Here is a 20,250-nt window from a genome sequence, read left to right on the forward strand (position 1 = left end):
CCCCGCCGCTTGTGTGAGCGGTTCGTGACGGGCGTGTTTCAGGTAGTCGAATGGTTACCGAAAAGCCGGGCCGCGACCGCGCGACCCGGCTTTTGCATAGCAACCTCAGGCGGTTTCGGTGATCGGGCGGTCCACCCAGCTCATCATGTCGCGCAGCTTCTTGCCGGTCACCTCGATCGGGTGCTCGGCGCCCTCCTTGCGGAACTGCTGCAGCCGCTGGCCGCCGTTCTCGTCGTCGGCGATGAGCGCCTTGGTGAACTCGCCGGACTGGATCTCGGCGAGGATCTTCTTCATCTCCTGCTTCACCCCGGCGTTGATCACGCGCGGTCCGCTGACGTAGTCACCGAACTCGGCGGTGTCCGAGACGCTGTAGCGCATCCGGGAGATACCGCCCTCGTACATGAGGTCGACGATCAGCTTCAGCTCGTGCAGGCACTCGAAGTACGCGATCTCCGGCGCGTAGCCGGCCTCGGTGAGCACCTCGAAGCCGGTCTGCACCAGCGCCGCCGTGCCGCCGCAGAGGACGGCCTGCTCGCCGAACAGGTCGGTCTCCGTCTCCTCCTTGAAGGTGGTCTTGATGACGCCGGCCCGGGTGCCGCCGATCGCCTTCGCGTACGACAGCGCGAGCGCCTGGGCGCTGCCGCTGGCGTCCTGCTCCACCGCGATGAGCGCGGGCACGCCCTTGCCGTCCACGTACTGGCGGCGGACCAGGTGGCCGGGGCCCTTGGGGGCGACCATCGCCACGTCCACGTTGGCCGGCGGCTTGATGAGCTCGAAGCGGATGTTGAGGCCGTGGCCGAAGAACAGCGCCTTGCCGGCGGTCAGGTTCGGCTCGATCGACTCGGCGTAGATCTTCCGCTGGGCGGTGTCCGGCGCCAACACCATGATCACGTCGGCCCAGGCGGACGCCTCGGCCGGCGTGAGCACCTTGAGGCCCTGCTCCTCGGCCTTGGCGCGGCTCTTCGAGCCCTCCTGCAGGCCGACCACCACGTCGACGCCCGAGTCGCGCAGCGACAGCGAGTGCGCGTGGCCCTGGCTGCCGTAGCCGATGACGGCCACCTTGCGACCCTGGATGATCGACAGGTCGGCGTCGTCGTCGTAGAACACTTCCGCGGTCATTTGATCCTCACTTGAGTTTGGTGATTAAGCCGCGCGCAGGGCGGGGCCGGTGGTGATGGAGCGTGACCCGCGGCCGATGGCCACGAGACCCGACTGCACCATCTCCTTGATGCCGTACGGCTCGAGGTCGCGCAGCAGCGCGTCCAGCTTGTCGGGGTTGCCGGTCGCCTCGATCGTGAGGGTGTCCGGAGCGACGTCGATCACCTTCGCCCTGAACAGCTCCACCGTCTCGAGCACCTGGCCGCGCACGGTGCGGTCGGCCCGCACCTTGACCAGCAGGAGCTCGCGCTGGACCGACTGCTGCGGGTCCAGCTCGACGATCTTCAGGACGTTCACCAGCTTGTTGAGCTGCTTGGTCACCTGCTCCAGGGGTGAGGAGTCGGCGTTGACCACGATCGTGATGCGGGAGACGTCCGGGTTCTCCGTCTCGCCCACCGCCAGCGAATCGATGTTGAAGCTCCGCCGGGAGAACAGACCCGACACCCGGGCCAGCACGCCGGGCTTGTTCTCCACCAGCACGGACAGGGTGTGCTTGTTCAGAGTGCTCACAGGTCGTCCTCGTCGAAGGCCGGGCGCACGTCCCGGGCGAACATGATCTCGTCGTTGCTGGTGCCGGCCGCGACCATGGGCCAGACCATGGCGTCCTTGCCGACCGTGAAGTCGATGACCACCGGGCGGTCGTTGATCTCCATGGCCGCCTTGATGGTCGCGTCCACGTCGGCCTTGGACTCGCAGCGCAGGCCCACGCAGCCCAGCGCCTCGGCCAGCTTCACGAAGTCGGGGATGCGGTGCTTGTGGGTGCCCAGCTCGGTGTTGGAGTAGCGGCCCTCGTAGAACAGGGTCTGCCACTGCCGGACCATGCCCAGGTTGCCGTTGTTGATCACGGCGATCTTGACCGGGATGCCCTCCAGCGCGCAGGTGGCCAGCTCCTGGTTGGTCATCTGGAAGCAGCCGTCGCCGTCGATCGCCCAGACCGGCGTGTCCGGGCGGCCCACCTTGGCGCCCATCGCCGCCGGGACGGCGTAGCCCATGGTGCCGGCGCCGCCGGAGTTGAGCCAGGTGCCCGGCTTCTCGTACCGGATGAACTGCGACGCCCACATCTGGTGCTGCCCGACGCCGGCCACGTAGACCGCGTCCGGGCCGACCAGCTCGCCGATCCGCTCGATCACGTACTGCGGGGCCAGCGTGCCGTCGGTGGGCTCGTCGTAGCCCAGCGGGTAGCGCTTGCGCAGGTCGTTGAGCTGGGCCCACCACGGCTCGTACGCCGCGGCGCCGCCCGCCGTGCCGGAGACCGCCGCGATCAGCTCGTCGATCACGTGCCGGGCGTCGCCCACGATCGGGACGTCGGCGTGCCGGTTCTTGCCGATCTCGGCCGGGTCGATGTCCGCGTGCACCACCTTGGCCTCGGGGGCGAAGGAGTCCAGCTTGCCGGTGACCCGGTCGTCGAAGCGGGCGCCCAGGGTGACCAGCAGGTCGGCCTTCTGCAGCGCGTACACCGCGGGGACCGTGCCGTGCATGCCGGGCATGCCCAGGTGCTGCGGGTGCGAGTCGGGGAACGCGCCGAGGGCCATCAGCGTGGTGACCACCGGGATGCCGGTCAGCTCGGCCAGCTTGCGCAGCCCGTCGGTGGCGCCGGCCTTGAGCACGCCGCCGCCGACGTACAGCACCGGGCGCTTGGCCGCGGCGATCAGCCGGGCCGCCTCGCGGATCTGCTTGCCGTGCGGGTGCAGCGTGGGCCGGTAGCCCGGCAGGTCCAGGGTCGGCGGCCAGGCGAAGGTCGTCGCCGCCTGGAGCACGTCCTTGGGCACGTCGACCAGCACCGGTCCCGGGCGCCCGGTCAGGGCCAGGTGGAACGCCTCCGCCATGATCCGCGGGATCTCCTCGGGCGTCTGGATGAGGAAGTTGTGCTTCGTGATCGGCAGCGTGATGCCCTGGATGTCGGCCTCCTGGAAGGCGTCCGTGCCGATCGCGGGCCGGGCCACCTGGCCGGTGATCGCGACGATCGGCACCGAGTCCATGTACGCGTCGGCGATCGGGGTGACCAGGTTCGTCGCGCCCGGCCCGGAGGTGGCGATGCAGACGCCGACCTTGCCGGTGGCCTGGGCGTACCCGGTCGCGGCGTGGCCCGCGCCCTGCTCGTGGCGGACCAGGATGTGCCGGACCTTGGAGTCGTACAGCGGGTCGTACGCCGGCAGGATGGCCCCGCCGGGGATCCCGAACGCCACCTCGACGCCGAGCGCCTCGAGCGACCGCACGAGCGAGCCGGCCCCGCTGACGGGGGTCGGGGACACCGTGACTACGGCCGGGGCGCCGGCCGCCGCCGCGACGGTGGCCGGGGTGGCACGGTGGGCGAGGGTCTCGGGTGTGGGTCTCGTCATGGCGATTCAGACCTTCGTTCGGGATGGACGGGCTTGTGGGTGTCCCGGAGCAACAAAAAAGGTCCTCGTGCCGAAGCACGGGACCTAGCGCACTGTCAGTCCTCGTCATCGAGGGACAGTGCGCTCACATAAGTACTCGGGTCGACAAGCACATGCGGCTAAGACTGCCCCATCTCACGGGGTGCGTCAACTGATCTCACATCCTGGTCACCCATTCGCGAGCCGTCCTCCACCGCGAAGGCTGGATCGGTGGGCAGCAACGCCCTGACCTGCCGCATTCCCGGCCCCAGCATGATCACCTGACTGCGGGCGGGCGCGCTGGGCGGCGCCACCGGGCGGCTGCGCTGCACCGGGACCGGGCGGGCGCCGGAGGAGCGTACGGTCTCCAGCTGGGCCTGCAGGTGCTCGGCGGGCACGCCCCAGCCGAACAGCGAGCCCTGGCCCAGCCGGCAGCCGGCCTCCTCGACGACCGCCCGCTGCGCCGGGGTGCCGATGCCCTCGGCCAGCACCTCCAGCCCCAGCCGGTGGCCCAGCCGGACCACCACGTCGACCAGCGGCGCCGCCGTGCCGGTACGCGACTCGGGCTCGGCCACCAGCGCGTGGTCGATCTTCAGGATGTCCACCGGCAGGTTGCGCAGCTGCCCGAGCGAGGAGTAGCCGGCGCCGAAGTCGTCCAGCGCGATCCGCACGCCGGTGGAGCGCAGCTCGCACAGCCGGCGGATCAGCTCGTCCATGTCGGTGGCCACGGCGTGCTCGGTCACCTCCAGCACCAGCCGCTGCGGCGGCACGCGGTAGCGCTGGAGCACCTCGGCGACCTGGGCCGCGTAGTCGGCGGCGTGCAGCTCCTTGGGCGACATGTTCACCGACACCCAGACGTCATGGCCGCCGGCCAGCCACTGGGCGAGCTGCCGGCACGCCTGGTCCAGCACCCAGGAGCCGATCATGGCAATCAGGCCGGACTCCTCGGCCACCGGGATGAACTCGTCCGGCCGGACCGCGCCCAACTCGGGATGGTGCCAGCGGAGCAGCGCCTCGGCGCCGACCGGCCGCATCGACGGCAGGGCCACCACCGGCTGGAAGACCAGGCGCAGCTGCTCACGCTCGATGGCGTGCCGCAGCTCGTTCTCCAGCACGCTGTGCCGGCGCAGCAACTCGTCGTACCGCTTCTGGTAGCGCTCGACGCGGTTCTTGCCGCGCTGCTTCGCGTACCGCAGCGCCAGGTCGGCGTCGCGCATCAGCTCGCCGGTGTCGCCGGGCGCGGGCGAGTCGGCCACCCCGACGCTGGCCGAGAGGAAGACCGAGCCCTCCTCGGTCTCGTACGGCTCGCTCAGCACGGCCAGCAGCCGCTTGCCGGCGGCCATCGCCTCCTCGGGCGTGGCCCACATCAGCACCGCGAACTCATCCCCGCCGAGACGGGCCGCGACGTCGCCGTCGCGCAGGTGGGCCGACAGCCGCCGGCCGACCTCGGTCAGCACGGCGTCGCCCACGTCGTGCCCGCGCATGTCGTTGACGTTCTTGAAGCCGTCCAGGTCCAGGCCGACCAGCACCCGGGGCCGCTCGCGGGCGGCCGGATCGCGCAGCGCCCGGACCAGGCCCCGCCGGTTGGCCAGCCCGGTCAGCGGGTCGGTGTGCGCCAGCTCGCGGAAGTGCGCCTCGCGGTGCCGCAGCCGCAGGGTGTGCGCCTTGACGTCGGCCAGCGCCAGATACTGCCGGGCCACCACCGCGAAGCCCTCGAGGCTGACGCCCAGGAAGCCGAACACGTCCAGGACGCCGCCCACGGCCAGGTGGTAGCCGAACGCGCCGACCAGCGCGGTCATCGGCACGAAGGCGTACCCGGTGTTGCGCTGGGTGACGTCGCCGACCACCTCGACCGGCCGATCGGCGATCTTGACCGCGCGCGCCACGACCACCAGCCCGGCCGGCAGCCCGACGGCGCCGAGCAGGACCACGACCGGCCAGCTGCGGCAGATGCCGCCGGACAGCGCGGTCGCCGCCAGGGCCACCAGGCTCACCCCGGCGGCCACCCGCACCGTGACGTGCCGGGGCCGGTGGGCGTGCATGGCGAGCACCGCGGTCAGTCCGAGAGCGATCACCGCGACGGCCGCCGGCAGGAGCATCGACAGGCAGCGCGCCGGGGTGTGGTCGCCGAGCAGCCGGGTGGGCCGGGAGACCAGCACCCAGCCGACGAACCACAGCGCCGCCGCCACGACGAGGCCGTCGAGCAGGTGGCGCAGCGCCGCCCCGGTGCTCTCCGCCGCGCCCGGCAGCACCAGGGTGCCGGTCAGCAGGGTCAGGGTGCCCAGGGCCATGGCCACGGCGACGGCCGAGGCCAGCCGCACCGGGGCGTGCACCACGAACAGGTCGCTGAGCATTCCGGCCAGCGCGGCGGCGGTGGTGATCGCGGCGCCCGCGGCCAGCAGCAGATGGGCCCGGCGGGCGGCGCCGGTGTGTTTGCGGCCGGAGTTGGCCAGCAGGGCGACAGCCGGGACCGCGACCACGAGGCTCGCCAGCCCGGCCAGCTCCACGCCGGACGGTGAGTGCACGGGAACACTCTGCCGTACCGGAGCGGGTTTCGGGAGCCGACCGATCGACCGGTTTCGAACCGCAACCGACGGCCGCCGTCCCGCGCAGTGGACCCGGGTCGCCGGCGCACCCGCGGTCCTTACCGGCGGTGGCAGTATGGAGCCATGCCTGAGCTGCGCTCCCGGACCTCGACCCACGGTCGGACGATGGCCGGCGCGCGCGCCCTGTGGCGCGCCACCGGCATGACCGACGACGATTTCGGCAAGCCGATCGTCGCCATTGCCAACAGCTTCACCCAGTTCGTGCCCGGTCACGTGCATCTGAAGGACATGGGCGGTCTGGTGGCCGACGCCGTGTTCGCCGCCGGCGGCATCGGCCGCGAGTTCAACACGATCGCGGTGGACGACGGCATCGCCATGGGCCACGGCGGCATGCTCTACTCGCTGCCCAGCCGCGAGCTGATCGCCGACGCGGTGGAGTACATGGTGAACGCGCACTGCGCCGACGCCCTGGTCTGCATCTCGAACTGCGACAAGATCACCCCGGGCATGCTGATCGCGGCGCTGCGGCTGAACATCCCCACGGTGTTCGTCTCCGGCGGCCCGATGGAGGCCGGCAAGACCGTCGCCATCGAGGGCGTGGTGCACGAGAAGCTCGACCTGGTCGACGCGATGAGCGCCAGCGCGAACGAGAGCGTCACCGACGAACAGCTCGGCGCCATCGAACGTTCCGCCTGCCCGACCTGCGGGTCCTGCTCCGGCATGTTCACCGCCAACTCGATGAACTGCCTGACCGAGGCGATCGGCCTGGCCCTGCCGGGCAACGGCTCGACGCTGGCCACCCACGCCGCCCGCAAGGCGCTGTTCGAGCGGGCCGGCGAGCTGATCGTCGACATCGCCAAGCAGTACTACGAGCACGACGACGAGTCGGTGCTGCCGCGCTCGATCGCGAGCCGGGACGCCTTCGAGAACGCCGTCGCCCTGGACGTGGCGATGGGCGGCTCGACCAACACCGTGCTGCACCTGCTGGCCGCCGCCCGCGAGGCCGAGCTGGACTTCAGCGTGGCCGACATCGACGCGGTGTCGCGCCGGGTGCCCTGCCTGTCGAAGGTCGCCCCGAACAGCCCGAAGTACCACATGGAGGACGTGCACCGCGCCGGCGGCATCCCCGCGCTGCTCGGCGAGCTCAACCGCGGCGGCGCGCTGCGGCCGAACGTGCGCTCGGTGCACTCCCCTGACCTGGAGAGCTGGCTGCGCACCTGGGACATCCGCAGCGGCGACGCCAGCGAGCAGGCCCTGGAGCTGTTCCACGCCGCCCCGGGCGGGGTGCGCACCACCCAGCCCTTCTCCACCACCAACCGGTGGGCCACGCTCGACACCGACGCGGCCGGCGGCTGCATCCGGTCGGTCGAGCACGCCTACACGGTCGACGGCGGGCTGGCCATCCTCTTCGGCAACCTCGCGCCGGAGGGCTGCGTGGTCAAGACCGCCGGCGTGGCCGAGGAGCTGTGGAAGTTCAGCGGCCCGGCCCGGGTCTTCGAGAGCCAGGACGCGGCGGTCGAGGGCATCCTGGGCAAGCAGGTCGCGGCCGGGGACGTGGTGATCATCCGCTACGAGGGCCCGCGCGGCGGCCCGGGCATGCAGGAGATGCTCTATCCGACGAGCTTCCTCAAGGGCCGCGGCCTGGGCAAGGCCTGCGCGCTGATCACCGACGGCCGGTTCTCCGGCGGCACCTCGGGCCTGTCCATCGGGCACGTCTCCCCGGAGGCGGCCTCGGGCGGGCTGATCGCCCTGGTCGAGACCGGCGACGAGATCCTCATCGACATCCCCGGCCGGACCATCACGCTCAACGTGTCGGACGAGGAGCTGGCCCGGCGCCGGCACGCCCAGGAGAGCCGGCCCAAGCCGTACACGCCGGCGGACCGGCAGCGCCCGGTCTCGGCGGCGCTGCGCGCCTACGCCTCGATGGCGACCAGCGCCAGCGACGGCGCGTACCGCAAGGTTCCCGAATAATCCCGCACGCGGGCCCGCGTCAGCAGCCGCACCACCGGCCGGCCGGCCGCCACGCACGTAGCTCCGTGCCCGGCCGGCCGGCCGGTCGGCCGCCGGGCTGAAGCGTCAGTAGGAGCCGGTGCTCTCGGACCGGGCCCAGGCGCCGCACGGGGTCTTGTACCGGCCCTTGATGTAGCCGAGACCCCACTTGATCTGGGTGGCCGGGTTGTTCTTCCAGTCCGACCCGGCCGAGCTCATCTTGTTGCCCGGGTACGCCTGCGGGATCCCGTAAGCCCCGGAGCCGCGGTTCACGGCCCGGTGGTTCCAGCCGCTCTCCTTGTTCCACAGCTTGTTGAGGCAGGGGAACTGGTCCAGGCCGAAGCCCGCGGCGAGCATCAGCGCGCACCCGATGGCCCGGTTGCCGCTGAACTCCTGGCAGGAGGAGGGGATGGGGCCGGCGAAGGCCACGGTGCCGTTCTTCTCCGCCTCGGCCTTCCGCTTCGCCGCGGCCTTCTTCTCGGCCATCTTGCGATCCAGGGTGCGGGCCCGGCCGGCGGTGGCCTTCGCCGCGGCGGCAGCCTTGGCCGCGGCGGCGTGCTCGGCCACGCGCTGGTGCGCGCGAGCCGCCGCCTGCCGGCCGTGCCGCTCCTTGAGCAGCCGCACCTCCGCGGCGTCGACCGCGACGAGGTCGGCCGGCGCGCCGGGCGCCCGCTCCGCCTGCTGCCGGCCGAGCTGCACGCCGCCGACGAGGCCGCCCGCCAGCAGCGCCACCGCGAGGACCCGGATCCCGATCCGGCGCCAGAGCCGATCCACGCACACCCCTCCGTCGGGTCGATGACGCGGCACAGACAACCACATCCCGCCCGATTGTCAAACCGGCGACCCGACGCTCCGATCTGGACGGCGGCTCAGCTGCCCTCGACGACCCAGCCGGCCCAGTAGTACGGGTCGGGCCGGTTCGCACGCATCGCCAACTGGGCCGTCCGCAGCGCCTGGGCGGGGCTGCTGCCCGCGGCGACGTGCCGGTAGAAGGCGGACATCATGGTCGCGGTCGCGGCGTCGTCGACCTCCCACAGGCTGGACAGGCAGCACGCTGCCCCGGCGGCGAGTGCCGCGGTCCGCAGGGTCAGCATGCTGCCGTCGGAGTAGTCGACCGCGCCGGTGCCGGTGGTGCACGCCGACAGGACGACCAGCGCGGTGCCGTGCAGATCGAGCAACGCGAACTCCCCGGCGGTCAGCAGCCCGGTACCGACCTCCGGGCCGGTGCCGAGGCCGGCGAGCCACGCGTTGCACCCGGCGAACACCAGGGCGGACCGGGACACCGGCGCGGCCGGCCCGACCTCGTGCAGCCACTGCACCCGCCGGCGGTGCAGCGCCCGCTGGTCCGCCGTCGGGCCGGCGTCCGGCGAACCCCAGACGCGCTCCTCGGTGACCACCGCGCCCCCGGCGGTCCGCATGACGTACTCGCGGGGCTCACGCTGCTCGTCGAGGCTGTTGATGGCGTCGAGGAAGACACCGTGCGACGCGAGGTGCAGCACCCGGGGCCGCCGCACGTTCAGGACCGCGGCCCGGGTGGCGTCACCTCGCAGCAACGGCTGCACCCCCAGCCGCGCGGCTACCTCGGTGGCCTCGGTGGCGGTGTGCTCCAGCCGGTCCACGCTCCAGCGGAGCAGGAAAGGGACCTGACGGTCGTAGTCCAGGTCGAAGTCCGGGTCGCCGACCACGACCGCGGGCCCGGCCGCGGTGGGCGGTGGCGTCACCGCCAGCAGGCTGCGGGCACTGGGCACCGAGGACACGGTGTGCCCGTCGATGAGCGGTCGTCCGCCGGGACCACGCACCACGCACCACGGGGCCATCCCCCACAGGCCCGTCCCGGAGATGACGACGCGGGCGGGCAGAGCGACGCCGGGCGGGAACAGCGCCGGTGGCTCCGGCAGGCTGCGCGGGCCGTCGGGGAGGGTGGCGAGCGCGTCGGCCAGGTCCTGCAACCGGTCGTCCACCTCGCCGACCTCGCCCAGCTCGTGGAAGCGGACCGGGCCGTGACCGCGGACCAGGAACGCGACGTACCGGTGGGAGCCACCGGGGCGGCGCATCGTGGTGATGTCGACCAGCGCGGTGTCCGGGCCGAGGCGGTTCTGCAGATCCGGCAGGACGATCCGGCCGGCGGGCGGAGCCGCGCTGCCGATCGCCCGGTACAGGCGGGTCTCCGCCTCGTCCAGGCGGCGCTCGGCCTCCCTGAGGCGGTGGCGGGCGGCCTGGATGCTCACGCCGTCGACGCCGCCGACGTCCAGCTCGGCGATCTGCCGCCGCAGGTCCCGTACGGCATCCAGCAGCGCGGTGTCGACGCTCCCGGTGTCACGGGCCCGCAGCCAGGCGGAACCCTGCCGCTCGGCGAGGACGCCCTTGCGCCGCAGGACCAGCTCGTACAACCACGGTGGCGCCTCCCCCGCCGGCGCGGACGGCAGACAGTGACCCAGGACGGTCTCCGTCCGGTACCGGAACGCGCCGAACAGATGCCGCGCCTGCCGCTCGGAGGCCACCGCCAGCCGCCACGGCAGCAGCGTGTCGTCGTAGCCCACCACGGCTGCGGCCGCCTGCTCGGCGAGCTGCCGGTGGCCGGCGGCGCCGGCGGCCTCCATCAGGACGTTGAATCCCTCCGGCAGCAGCTCCTTGAGGTCGAGCGCCGGCGCCAGCTCCGCCAGGCACGGCCACAGCACCCGGACCGCCTCGGCCGGGTGGCCTTGATCGAACAGTGTGCGACCGCGGGTCACCACGGCGAGGAAACGCGTCTCCGGCGGCACGGACGGATCCGCGGCCAGCTGCGCGGCCCGCGCGGTCAGCCGGTCGAGCCGGTCCGGCTGCCGCATCTGCTCCGCGGCTTCGACGTGGTTGAGCAGCGAGACGACGTAGTCCGGCAGCGATCGGGGCAACTCCGCCTCGTACAGGCGCTGGGCCTCGTCGAACAGCTCCTCGGCGGCTCGCAGGTGCCGCCCGGCGCCCTCGTTGACGTATTCGTCGCTCAGCCGGTAGGGACCCGCCTGGTCGGCCAGGGCCACCTCCACCGAGCCGAGATTGTCCAGCGTGGTGGCCCGGCTGTGCCGGTCCATCAGATCGCCGCCCTCGTCGAGCGAGCGGACCAGGAAGGACTTGGCCGCGGCGGGATCGCCCAGCGCCTGGTGGAGCAGGCCGAGGTTGTTCAGGACGACCGAGCGTTCCTCGCGGTACAGGCCGGGTGTCGCGTCGAGCGCGGCCAGCGCCTTGGCGTAGGCGGGCGCGGCGTCGGAGAGGTCACCGAGGCTCCGCCGCGCCTCGCCGAGGGCGTTCCAGAGCAGGGAGGCCGAGACGGCACCGGCGCCGGGCCCGAGATCGAGGCTGGCCCCGCGGTGCAGCAGGGCCAGGCTCAACCGCACCATGCCCTGCCGGTGCAGGCGGCGGGCGAGGCCGCGGACCAGTCCCGGGTCGGCCGTCCGCCGGTACGCGCGCAGCGCGTGCTCCGCCGCGATCGTGAGCGCCGCCTCGACGGCAGCCGGGCCCGCGGTTGCCGACAGGTGTGCGGCGAGCCGAAACAGCTCGTCGAACGCGAAGACGGCCTGCCCGGTGTCCCGGACGTCGGCCACCTCGAGGTGCGCGGCGACCGCGGACAGCTGCGCGGCGCCGGGGCGGGGGTCTGCGATGGTGGTGTCGACGAGGCCGGACAGCTCCGTCCGCCACCGGTTGCCGCGCAGCACCGCTCAGGTCGCCTCGTCCTCGATGGTGATCCGCACGTTGCGGGCCCCGGCCGCCAGGGCCTTCGCCACCAGCTCCGCGGCGTCCTCGGTGGACATCGCCGGGGTCAGGACGACGGTGGCGTGGCCCGGCGCGCCGTCGAGCGACAGTCCGGCCCCGGGCTCGGCGGCGAACAGCCGCTCCGCCAGCTTGATCATGAACGGTCCCAGCAGCCCGAACGCCCCCGAGACGACCGCGGCGGCCACGCCGGGGTCGATGCTGCGGTGGCCCGGGCCGGCCGCCACGCTGAAGGTCACGCCGGGCAGGTCGGCGCTTCCGGCGGTGAGCAGCCGGGCCACCTGGCTCGGCGGCAGCGACCTGCTCTCGACGGTGAGACTTTCCCCTGACACCCGCGCTCCTCGTTGGTCGACCACCGGGTCGGTGGCCCGATCAGCGTTACATGTCCACCAAGCGGGAGTCGACTTCGCTCACCCGCCCGGAGGACCGGCCAACGGGTGTCCCCCGGAAAATCACTGGCTGCCGCTCGCGCGGCGCTGGGAGCATGACCGTCATGCAGCTGTCCGGCCGGTCGATGATGCGCCCCCACGCGGGGCCGTTCGGCGTGCGCTAGTTCAGCACCGGGCAAGTCCTCGCCACGAGCGGGGACGGCAGCTCGGGGCGGGGCGGAAGAGGGAGCATGACCTTCTACGTCACCACCGCCATCCCGTACGTCAACGCGCCGCCCCACCTGGGCCACGCCCTCGAGCTGGTGCAGGCGGACGTGCTCGCGCGGCATCGCCGGTTGCGCGGCGAGCCCGTCCGGTTCCTCACCGGGACCGACGACAACGCGCTCAAGAACGTCACCGCCGCCCGGGCCGCGGGCGCCGAGGTCGGCGCGTTCGTCCGGGCCAACGCCGACCGCTTCGCCGCGCTGCGGGAGCCGCTGGAGCTGTCGTTCGACGACTTCATCCGGACCGGCTCCGATCCGCGGCACGCCCGGGGCGTCGCCGCGCTGTGGCGCCGCTCGGCGCCGGACTTCTACCGGCACGGCTACACGGGCCTGTACTGCGCGGGCTGCGAGCAGTTCCTGGACGGCGACCGATGTGAGGAGCACCCGGCCGCGCCGGAACGGGTCGCGGAGACCAACTGGTTCTTCCGGCTCTCCCGCTACCAGGCGGCGATCCGGGACGCGCTGGAGTCCGGGCGGGTCCGCGTCGAGCCCCCGGCCCGGCGCAACGAGGTGCTGGCGTTCGTCCGGTCCGGGCTGCGCGACATCAGCGTCTCCCGGCCCGCCGCCCGGGCCGACGGCTGGGGCATTCCGGTGCCGGGGGACCCGGACCAGGTCGTCTACGTGTGGTGGGACGCCCTGGCCAACTACGTCACGGCCCTCGGCGACGGCGACGACCTGCGGACCTGGTGGCTCGGAGCGGGCGAGCGGGTGCACGTCATCGGCAAGGGCATCGTCCGGTTCCACGCCGTCCACTGGCTGGCGCTGCTGCTCTCCGCCGGGCTGCCGCTGCCCACCACGATCCTGGTGCACGACTACCTGACCGTGGCCGGCGCGAAACTCGCCAAGAGCGCGGGCAACGCGGTGGATCCGGTCGCCCTGGCCGGCCGGTACGGCGTGGACGCGCTGCGTTGGTGGCTGCTGAGCGAGCCGGCGCCCGCCGCGGACCCCGACTTCACCGTCGGACGGCTGGTGGCCCGGGCCGACCGGGACCTCGCCAACGGCGTCGGCAACCTGGTCAACCGCACGCTGACCCTGGCCCGCCGGCAGGGTACGGTGCGGCCCGCCGCCGTGGAGTCGAGCCTGCCGCACCGGATCGACGCGGCCTTGCGCACCGGCGACTTCCGCGCCGCCACCGCCGCCCTGGCGGCCGAGGTCGACCGCGGCAACCGGCTCCTCGACGCCACCCGGCCCTGGCGGCTGGCCGAGCCCGGGCCGGTGCTGGCCGAGGCCCTGGGGATCTGCCAGGTGCTGGCCGGCGAGCTGCGGCCGTTCCTGCCCTCGGGCGCCGACCGGCTACGGGCGCAGCTGCGTGGCGACGGGCCGCCGCGCCCGGTCTTCCCCCGGCTGTCCGGGTGAGGCCGGGGCTACTCGGCCGGCCCGATCCCCAGCGCCTCGACCAGCTCGTCGAGCGTCTCCTCGGCGAAGGTGTGGCCGGCCAGCAGCGCGGCGCGTACCGCCTCCCGGTCGGGCGCCAGGCCCGCCTCGGCCGCCCAGGCCAGCGCCTGCGTGACGACCTCGTCGGTGCTCTGCGGCAACGCCGGGGCGCCGTAGTCCTCGGCCGTCTCCTGATGCAGATAGGCCCGCCAGCGGACCCCGCCCGGGCTCGCCGCCGACACGTCCGCCAGGTCACTGTCCATGATGTACGCCACCAGCGCCGGCGCCCCGGTCTGGGCCAGCAGCGCATCGAGGGCGCCGGGCAGGTCGCCGTCGAGCTGCGCCCGCTGCCAGCCGCCGGCGTACCCGCTCTCGTGCAGAACCTGCACCGGGGCGAGCACCCCGGACTCACTGAGCGGCCGCTCGCCGCGGGCGATGAGAACGTGCCCGGAGTAGCCCATCGGAACCTCCTCGGTCCGGCCGCCACGCGCGGCCCGGGCTGCATTGAAGCAGACCCGGGCCGGCGGAGCTCAGGCCAGATCGTTGACGCAGCGCAGCACCGGACGGGTGGACAGGGCCGTCGGCTCCAGCCCGGCGCCGCCGCGGACGATGAACGTCGCCGACTCGCCGGGCAGCAGCGTCACCCCGGAGTCGTCCGTCTCGGCCGCCGGATCGAGGCGGTCCGGCGACAGCGTCAGGTCGCGCAGGATGTGGTGCGCGGTGATCTGCACCCGCGCGTCCGCGCCCACCGCCTCGAAGACGGCGTCGAACTTCGCCGGCGGCCAGGCGATGTCCTTGTCCTCGGCGAAGAACCACCAGGCGCGCTGCTCCGGCGCGGTGGCGACCAGCACCTCCTGCGTCGGGTCGGCCGCCGTGGCGACCTCCGCGGGCAGCGGCAGCGTCGTGGCCGAGCCGGGCGCGACGGTCGCGTCGAGCGTCACCTCGGCCAGCACGAGACCGGACAGGGTACGGCGGGACACGGCCGCCGACACCGGCCACGGCTCACCGGAGTCGTTGACCGCGACCAGCGCCAGCCCGCCGTCGCGCGGCTGCACGGTCAGCAACCGCGGGGCGAACGAGCGGCGCAGGGCGTACCAGAGCGGCTTCCGGCGCCCGTCGCCGTCCACCGCCGCCCACGACGTGACCGGCCAGCAGTCGTTGAGCTGCCACATGATCGCGCCCATGCACAGCGGGCGCAGCGACCGGAAGTGCTCGATGCCCAGCGACAGCGCCCGGGCCTGGTTGAGCTGCGTCAGGTAGTGCCAGTCGTCGAAGTCGCGGGGCGCCGGCAGGTGGGCGTCGAGGCCGCGCTGCAGCTTGGCGTCGCCGTCCTGCGCCTTCTGGTGCGCCCGCATCCCCGGCGAGTCGTGCGTCAGCGGGTCGTCGCTGAGGGCCCGGCGCAGGGTCGCGTACGCCGGGGGCGCCTGGTAGCCGAACTCGGCGACGAACCGCGGCCGGTACTCCCGGTACATGGTGTAGTCGTCGGTGTTCCAGACGTCCCAGATGTGCATGGTGCCGTAGGCCGGATCGTTCGGGTGCTTGTCGTCGCGGCCCGAGTACGGGCTGCCCGGCCAGTACGGCCGGCTCGGGTCCTCCGCGGCGACGATGCGCGGCAGCAGCTCGAAGTAGTAGCCGGCGCCCCACGACTTGTCGCCCAGCGCCGCCTTCCAGTCCCAGTCCTCGTGACCCCAGATGTTCTCGTTGTTGCCGGTCCACATCATCAGGCTGGGGTGCGAGGCGAGCCGCACCACCTGCTCGCGGGCCTCCGCCGCCAGCTCGGTGGCGAACGGCTCCTCCTCCGGGTACGCCGCGCAGGCGAACAGGAAGTCCTGCCCGACCATGAGACCGAGCTCGTCGGCGAGGTCGTAGAAGTCCTCCGACTCGTACCGGCCGCCGCCCCAGACCCGCAGGTAGTTGACGTTCGCGCCGAGCGCCTGGGCGAACCGGGCGGCCAGCCGCTCGCGGGTGACCCGGTTGGCGAACACGTCGTCCGGGATCCAGTTGACGCCCCGTACGAACACCGGGACGTCGTTGACCAGCAGCGTGAACGCGCTGCCGTCGGCGTCCGCGGTGGTGTCGACGCGCACACTGCGGAAACCCACCTTGCGGCGCCAGCTGTCCAGTTCCCCGTCCGGCCCGGACAGGGTCACGTCGACGTCGTAGCGCGGCTGGGCGCCGTACCCCGCGGGCCACCAGAGCTCGGGATCGCGCACGGTGAGCGAGAGCACGGCCTCGTCGCCCTCGGTGGTGGTCTCCACGCGCTCGCCGGCCACGGTCGCGACCAGGGTGACCGGCCCGGCGGCCGCCCGGTCGAGGCGCACGCGCACCTCGACCGAGCCGGTGTCGCCGGCCACGGTCACCTGCGGGCGGACCTCGGCCAGCCGGGCCACCGACCAGCTCTGCAGGCCGATCTCCTGCCAGATGCCGGCGGTGACCAGCGTCGGTCCCCAGTCCCAGCCGAAGTTGCAGGCCGACTTGCGGATGAAGTTGAACGGCTCGGGATAGGCGTTCGGCCGGTCGCCGAGCCGGTCCCGCTGCGCCTCGGCATAGCTGTACGCCGACGCGAAGTGGATGCGCAGCTGGTTCTCGCCGGCCCGCAGCACCGCACGCACGTCGAAGCGGTAGCCGCGGTGCTGGTTGGCGGTGCGGCCCAGCTCGACGCCGTTGAGCACGACCGTGGCGACGGTGTCGAGCCCGGCGCAGACCAGGTCCGTGCGGTCGGCGCCCGGCTCATGGGAGAACACGGTCTCGTAGACCCAGTCGGTCCGCCCGATCCAGGCGAGCTTCTGCTCGTTCTCGTCGAGGTAGGGGTCGTCGATCAGGCCCGCGGCGAGCAGGTCGGTGTGCACACAGCCGGGCACGGTGGCGGCGACGCTGTCCACGTCGCCGCCGCTGAGTGCCCACCCGTCGTGCAGGGGTCGGTACGAGGTCACAGCACTCCCTGAACTTGAGTCCGTCAGGACTTGACGGCGCCTTCCATGATCCCTCGAACGATCTGGCGGCCGCCCAGAACCAGCAGGACCAACAGCGGGATCGTGGCGGCGAACGCGCCCGCGAGCACCCGCCGGTAGATCACGTAGTTGCCGCTGGCGAGGTCGGACAGCGCCACCATCGAGGTGGGGAACTCGGTGCCGTTGAGCTGGATCAGCGGCCACTGGAACTCGTTCCAGGTGGCCACGAACGTCAGCAGGCCGAGCACCGCGAGCGCGGGCCGGATGGCCGGCAGCACGATGCTCCAGTACACCCGCATGGTCAGCGCGCCGTCCATCCGGGCCGACTCGACCAGCTCGTCCGGCACCGAGTGCATGATGAACTGCCGCATGTAGAAGACGCCGAACGCGCTGACCAGGAACGGCGCGATGACCGACAGCAGGGTGCCGTTCCAGCCGAGCTTGCCCATCAGGATGTAGAGCGCGACGATGCCGAGCTGATTGGGCACGGTGAGGGTCAGGATCACCACGACCATGAGCTTGTCCCGGCCCGGGAAGCGCAGCTTGGCGAACGCGAAGCCGGCCAGCGAGCAGAAGAACAGCGTCGAGGCCGTCACGACGATCGCCACGATGAAGCTGTTGATCAGCGACGCGGCGAAGTACACCTGCTGCAGCGTGAAGACCTCGCGCAGGTTGTTGACGAACTCGCCGCCGGGGACCACCGACGGCGGGATCTGCGAGACCGCCTCGTCGGTGCTGGTCGCGATGACGAACATCCAGTACAGCGGGAACGCCGACAGGGCGAGCACGGCGACCAGCGCGATGTACGTGCGCCAGGTGCCGCGGGTGTCCTGGGGCGCGCGGCCGATCTCGGCGCGCCGGCGGGGCTTGAGCGGCTTGGCGGGCGGTGCGACGGCGGTCATCGGCGGCCTCCTCCGAGACGGTTCGTGGCCAGGGCGTTCAGGGCCGCGACGATGAGGATGATCAGGAACAGCGCCCAGGACATGGCGGCCGCGTACCCGAGGTTGAGGTCCTTCCAGCCGACCTTGTAGATCAGCTGGGCGATGGTCTGCCACTGGCCGTTCGAGCCGCCCGAGGCGGCCGCCGGGTTCTCCTCGAAGAGCATCGGCTCGTTGAAGAGTTGCAGGCCACCGATGGTGGACAGGACGACCGTGAAGACCAGGACCGGCTGGATCATCGGCACGGTGATGCGCCACAACTGCCGCCACGGCCCGGCGCCGTCGACCGCCGCCGCCTCGTAGACGTCCTTCGGGATGGACTGCATCGCCGACAGGTAGAGCAGCGCGTTGTAGCCGATCCACTTCCAGTTGACCATCGTGGCAATGGCCAGCCAGGCGCTCCACTTCTGCGCGCGCCAGTCCAGCGGCGCGTCCTGGCCGAACCCGACCAGCGACAGCAGCCAGTTGGCCATGCCGTTGTCGCGCGAGAAGAAGACGGCGAAGACCAGCGTCGACGCGGCCACCGGCGTCACGTACGGCAGCAGCACGCCGACCCGCCACCAGCTGGTGGCCCGCAGCTTGCGGTTGAGCAGGTTGGCCACCATCAGCGCGATGAGCAGCTGCGGCACGGTGGCCAGGATGAAGATGCCGAACGTGTTGAACAGCGCGTTCCAGAACGCGTCGTCGTGGATCAGCTTCTCGAAGTTGGCCAGGCCCGCCCAGCCGGTCAGGGTGGGGTCGTCGAGCCGCCAGTTGCGCAGGGCGACCACGCCGTTGAAGACGATCGGGAACAGCCCGAAGATCGCGAAGAGCAGGAAGAACGGCGAGATCAACAGGTACGGGACGCGCTTGTTGTCGAAACGGTGGAGCCAGTTGCGGGACTTGGGCCCCGCGTCGGGGGCGCGGCGATGCGCCGGTTCGGGGTTCACGGCCGGCGGCGCGCTACGGGTGAGAGACACGGCCACTCCTTCCAGGGAGCAGCGGGGCGGCCACCCGGGCCGCCCCGCCGTCGTTGCGCGTTAAGAAGTGGCTGCCTTCTGGGCCGCCTTGACCGCCTCGGGCCAGGCCGCGCTCGACTTGAGCGAGCCCTGCTGCACGCGGGTGATCACGTTCTCCACCGCGACCCGGGTCGGGCCGTTCTTCTTGCCGAGGTACTGCGGCTTGAGGCCCTCCGCCGTGGCGGCGAAGATCTGCCCGGTGGGCGCGTTGCTCATGAACTCCTTCTTGTAGTCCAGCACCGCGGGGTCCTTGTAGAGCGCGGGCTGCGACGGCAGGTTGCCGACGGTCTTGAAGACCTCGATCTGCTGCGCCGGCTGGACCATCCACTCGACGAACTTGTACGCCTCGTCGGTGTTCTTGCCCTGCTTCGGGATGGTCCACCAGGAACCGCCCCAGTTACCGCCGCCGCCGGGGATCGTGGCGATGTCCCACTTGCCCTTCTGCTCGGGCGCGGTGTCCTGGATGTGGCCGAGCATCCACGCCGGGCAGGCCAGCACGGCGAACTGGTCCTTCTTGAAGCCCTGGTCCCAGTTGGGCTGGAAGCTGGCGAGGTTGGCCGAGAGCCCGGCGTCGATGGTCTTCATCGCGACGTCGAACGCGACCTTGGGGCCGCCGTCCATCTGCAGCTGCTCGGACTCGTCGTAGAAGCCCTGCGGCTGCTGGGCGAGCACCGGGTTGAACATGTTGGTGCCCGAGTCGACGAACTTCTTGCCCGTCTTGGACACGTACTGCTGGCCGACCTTGATGAAGTCGTCCCAGGTGGTCCACAGCTTCGACACCGACTCGCGGTCGGTGGGCAGGCCGGCCTTCTTGAACAGGTCCGAGCGGTAGCACATGGCCAGGCCACCGACGTCGGTGCCGAGACCGATCTGGGTCTTCTTGTCGGTGGACATCGACTGCTGCCACTTCCACGGCAGGTACTTCGACTCGTAGCTCGCCGCGCCCTTGTCGAGCAGGTTGACGAACTTGTCGCTCTGCCCGCGGAACTGGACGATGAAGCCCTCGTCGACCGCGGAGATGTCGGGGGCGCCGCTGCCGGCGACCAGCTTCTTCTGCAGGTCCTCGTGCTGAGCGTTGTACTCGCCCGAGTTGAGCACGATCTTGACGTTCGGGTGGTCCTTCTCGTACGCGGCCTTGAGCTTGTCGAGGCCCATGTCACCCCAGAAGTTGACCTTCAGGGTGACCTGACCTTCGGCGGCCTTGTCGCTGCCACCCTCCAGGTCCTGGCCACTGCAGCCGGCAAGGACCAGGCTTCCGGCAAGGCCGGCGGCGATCAGCGCCACGCCCCGCTTGGCGAACCGTTCCATTACTCCTCCACCCAGGGAAAGTGCTGTGTGAATTTACTGAACCGGATAAGTGACGCGACCGTATGACGCGGCTCACCTGCTGTCAAGACCGTGTTTCATGTTCGTGACATGGGCGGTTACCAACCGCTGTAAGCGCCTGTAAAGTGGGGCAGAACGCCCACCATGCTTCCGGAGGGTTACGCTTTTGCATGTGGTCTGCAACACTTAACCGATCAAGTCCACAGCGCTGACCAGC

General features: G+C 71.9%; 14 protein-coding genes. 2 read left to right on the plus strand and 12 right to left on the minus strand.

What is annotated here, in order from left to right; translation table 11 throughout:
- Positions 1-105: 105 nt before the first annotated feature.
- The 4 genes from ilvC to Ani05nite_RS32625 form a co-directional block, all read right to left on the minus strand.
- Positions 106-1,119 carry a ketol-acid reductoisomerase gene (gene ilvC, locus Ani05nite_RS32610; protein WP_203774749.1) on the minus strand — a complete coding sequence of 338 codons (1,014 nt, stop codon included), beginning with the start codon at positions 1,117-1,119 and terminating at the stop codon, positions 106-108.
- 24 nt (positions 1,120-1,143) lie between these two features.
- The gene (gene ilvN, locus Ani05nite_RS32615; RefSeq protein WP_023561968.1) at positions 1,144-1,659 is read right to left on the minus strand and encodes an acetolactate synthase small subunit; all 516 of its coding nucleotides are present in this window, start codon (positions 1,657-1,659) and stop codon (positions 1,144-1,146) included.
- 5 nt (positions 1,660-1,664) lie between these two features.
- Positions 1,665-3,497, minus strand: coding sequence for an acetolactate synthase large subunit (locus Ani05nite_RS32620; RefSeq protein ID WP_203774751.1), 1,833 nt, complete (start codon positions 3,495-3,497; stop codon positions 1,665-1,667).
- Between the two features lie 158 nt (positions 3,498-3,655).
- A complete protein-coding gene (locus Ani05nite_RS32625; protein ID WP_239130859.1) occupies positions 3,656-6,040 on the minus strand; it encodes a putative bifunctional diguanylate cyclase/phosphodiesterase in 2,385 nt (794 codons plus the stop codon).
- Positions 6,041-6,184: 144 nt separating this feature from the next.
- Between Ani05nite_RS32625 and ilvD the strand changes: the two genes are divergently transcribed.
- A complete protein-coding gene (ilvD, locus tag Ani05nite_RS32630; protein ID WP_203774753.1) occupies positions 6,185-8,032 on the plus strand; it encodes a dihydroxy-acid dehydratase in 1,848 nt (615 codons plus the stop codon).
- 105 nt (positions 8,033-8,137) lie between these two features.
- Here the strand turns inward: ilvD and Ani05nite_RS32635 are convergent, their stop codons facing one another.
- The 3 genes from Ani05nite_RS32635 to Ani05nite_RS32645 form a co-directional block, all read right to left on the minus strand.
- Positions 8,138-8,824 carry an aggregation-promoting factor C-terminal-like domain-containing protein gene (locus Ani05nite_RS32635; protein ID WP_203774756.1) on the minus strand — a complete coding sequence of 229 codons (687 nt, stop codon included), beginning with the start codon at positions 8,822-8,824 and terminating at the stop codon, positions 8,138-8,140.
- A gap of 95 nt (positions 8,825-8,919) precedes the next feature.
- On the minus strand, positions 8,920-11,739 hold the full coding sequence (locus Ani05nite_RS32640; protein ID WP_203774758.1) for a CHAT domain-containing protein: 2,820 nt from the start codon (positions 11,737-11,739) through the stop codon (positions 8,920-8,922).
- A gap of 3 nt (positions 11,740-11,742) precedes the next feature.
- On the minus strand, positions 11,743-12,126 hold the full coding sequence (locus tag Ani05nite_RS32645) for a hypothetical protein (RefSeq protein WP_203774760.1): 384 nt from the start codon (positions 12,124-12,126) through the stop codon (positions 11,743-11,745).
- 287 nt (positions 12,127-12,413) lie between these two features.
- On the opposite strand from Ani05nite_RS32645, the gene Ani05nite_RS32650 reads away from it, so the two are divergent.
- Positions 12,414-13,802 (plus strand): methionine--tRNA ligase, encoded by a 1,389-nt coding sequence (locus tag Ani05nite_RS32650; RefSeq protein ID WP_203774762.1) that lies wholly within the window; start codon positions 12,414-12,416, stop codon positions 13,800-13,802.
- Positions 13,803-13,810: 8 nt separating this feature from the next.
- Here Ani05nite_RS32650 and Ani05nite_RS32655 read toward each other — a convergent pair whose 3' ends face one another.
- The 5 genes from Ani05nite_RS32655 to Ani05nite_RS32675 all read right to left on the minus strand — a co-directional run bounded on the left by Ani05nite_RS32655 (position 13,811) and on the right by Ani05nite_RS32675 (position 20,015).
- On the minus strand, positions 13,811-14,281 hold the full coding sequence (locus tag Ani05nite_RS32655; protein WP_203774763.1) for a hypothetical protein: 471 nt from the start codon (positions 14,279-14,281) through the stop codon (positions 13,811-13,813).
- Positions 14,282-14,350: 69 nt separating this feature from the next.
- The gene (locus Ani05nite_RS32660; protein WP_203774764.1) at positions 14,351-16,753 is read right to left on the minus strand and encodes a glycoside hydrolase family 2 protein; all 2,403 of its coding nucleotides are present in this window, start codon (positions 16,751-16,753) and stop codon (positions 14,351-14,353) included.
- 23 nt (positions 16,754-16,776) lie between these two features.
- Complete coding sequence (locus Ani05nite_RS32665) at positions 16,777-17,673, minus strand: carbohydrate ABC transporter permease (RefSeq protein ID WP_203774765.1); 897 nt, start codon at positions 17,671-17,673, stop codon at positions 16,777-16,779.
- Positions 17,670-18,638 (minus strand): carbohydrate ABC transporter permease, encoded by a 969-nt coding sequence (locus Ani05nite_RS32670; RefSeq protein WP_239130867.1) that lies wholly within the window; start codon positions 18,636-18,638, stop codon positions 17,670-17,672. Before Ani05nite_RS32670 ends, Ani05nite_RS32665 begins: the two co-directional genes overlap by 4 nt.
- Before the next feature lie 90 nt (positions 18,639-18,728).
- Positions 18,729-20,015: an ABC transporter substrate-binding protein gene (locus Ani05nite_RS32675; protein WP_203774767.1), complete on the minus strand. Its 1,287-nt coding sequence runs from the start codon at positions 20,013-20,015 to the stop codon at positions 18,729-18,731.
- Between the last annotated feature and the right edge of the window lie 235 nt (positions 20,016-20,250).

Origin of the sequence: Actinoplanes nipponensis, from assembly GCF_016862275.1 — a bacterium.
GTDB classification, from domain to species: Bacteria; Actinomycetota; Actinomycetes; order Mycobacteriales; family Micromonosporaceae; genus Actinoplanes; species Actinoplanes nipponensis.

Coding starts and splice junctions, on each gene's coding strand:
- Ani05nite_RS32665 (WP_203774765.1), bottom strand. CDS start 17,673: ATGACCGCCGTCGCACCGCCCGCCAAGCCGCTCAAGCCCCGCCGGCGC.
- Ani05nite_RS32650 (WP_203774762.1), top strand. CDS start 12,414: ATGACCTTCTACGTCACCACCGCCATCCCGTACGTCAACGCGCCGCCC.
- Ani05nite_RS32675 (WP_203774767.1), bottom strand. CDS start 20,015: ATGGAACGGTTCGCCAAGCGGGGCGTGGCGCTGATCGCCGCCGGCCTT.
- ilvC (WP_203774749.1), bottom strand. CDS start 1,119: ATGACCGCGGAAGTGTTCTACGACGACGACGCCGACCTGTCGATCATC.
- Ani05nite_RS32620 (WP_203774751.1), bottom strand. CDS start 3,497: ATGACGAGACCCACACCCGAGACCCTCGCCCACCGTGCCACCCCGGCC.
- ilvD (WP_203774753.1), top strand. CDS start 6,185: ATGCCTGAGCTGCGCTCCCGGACCTCGACCCACGGTCGGACGATGGCC.
- Ani05nite_RS32655 (WP_203774763.1), bottom strand. CDS start 14,281: ATGGGCTACTCCGGGCACGTTCTCATCGCCCGCGGCGAGCGGCCGCTC.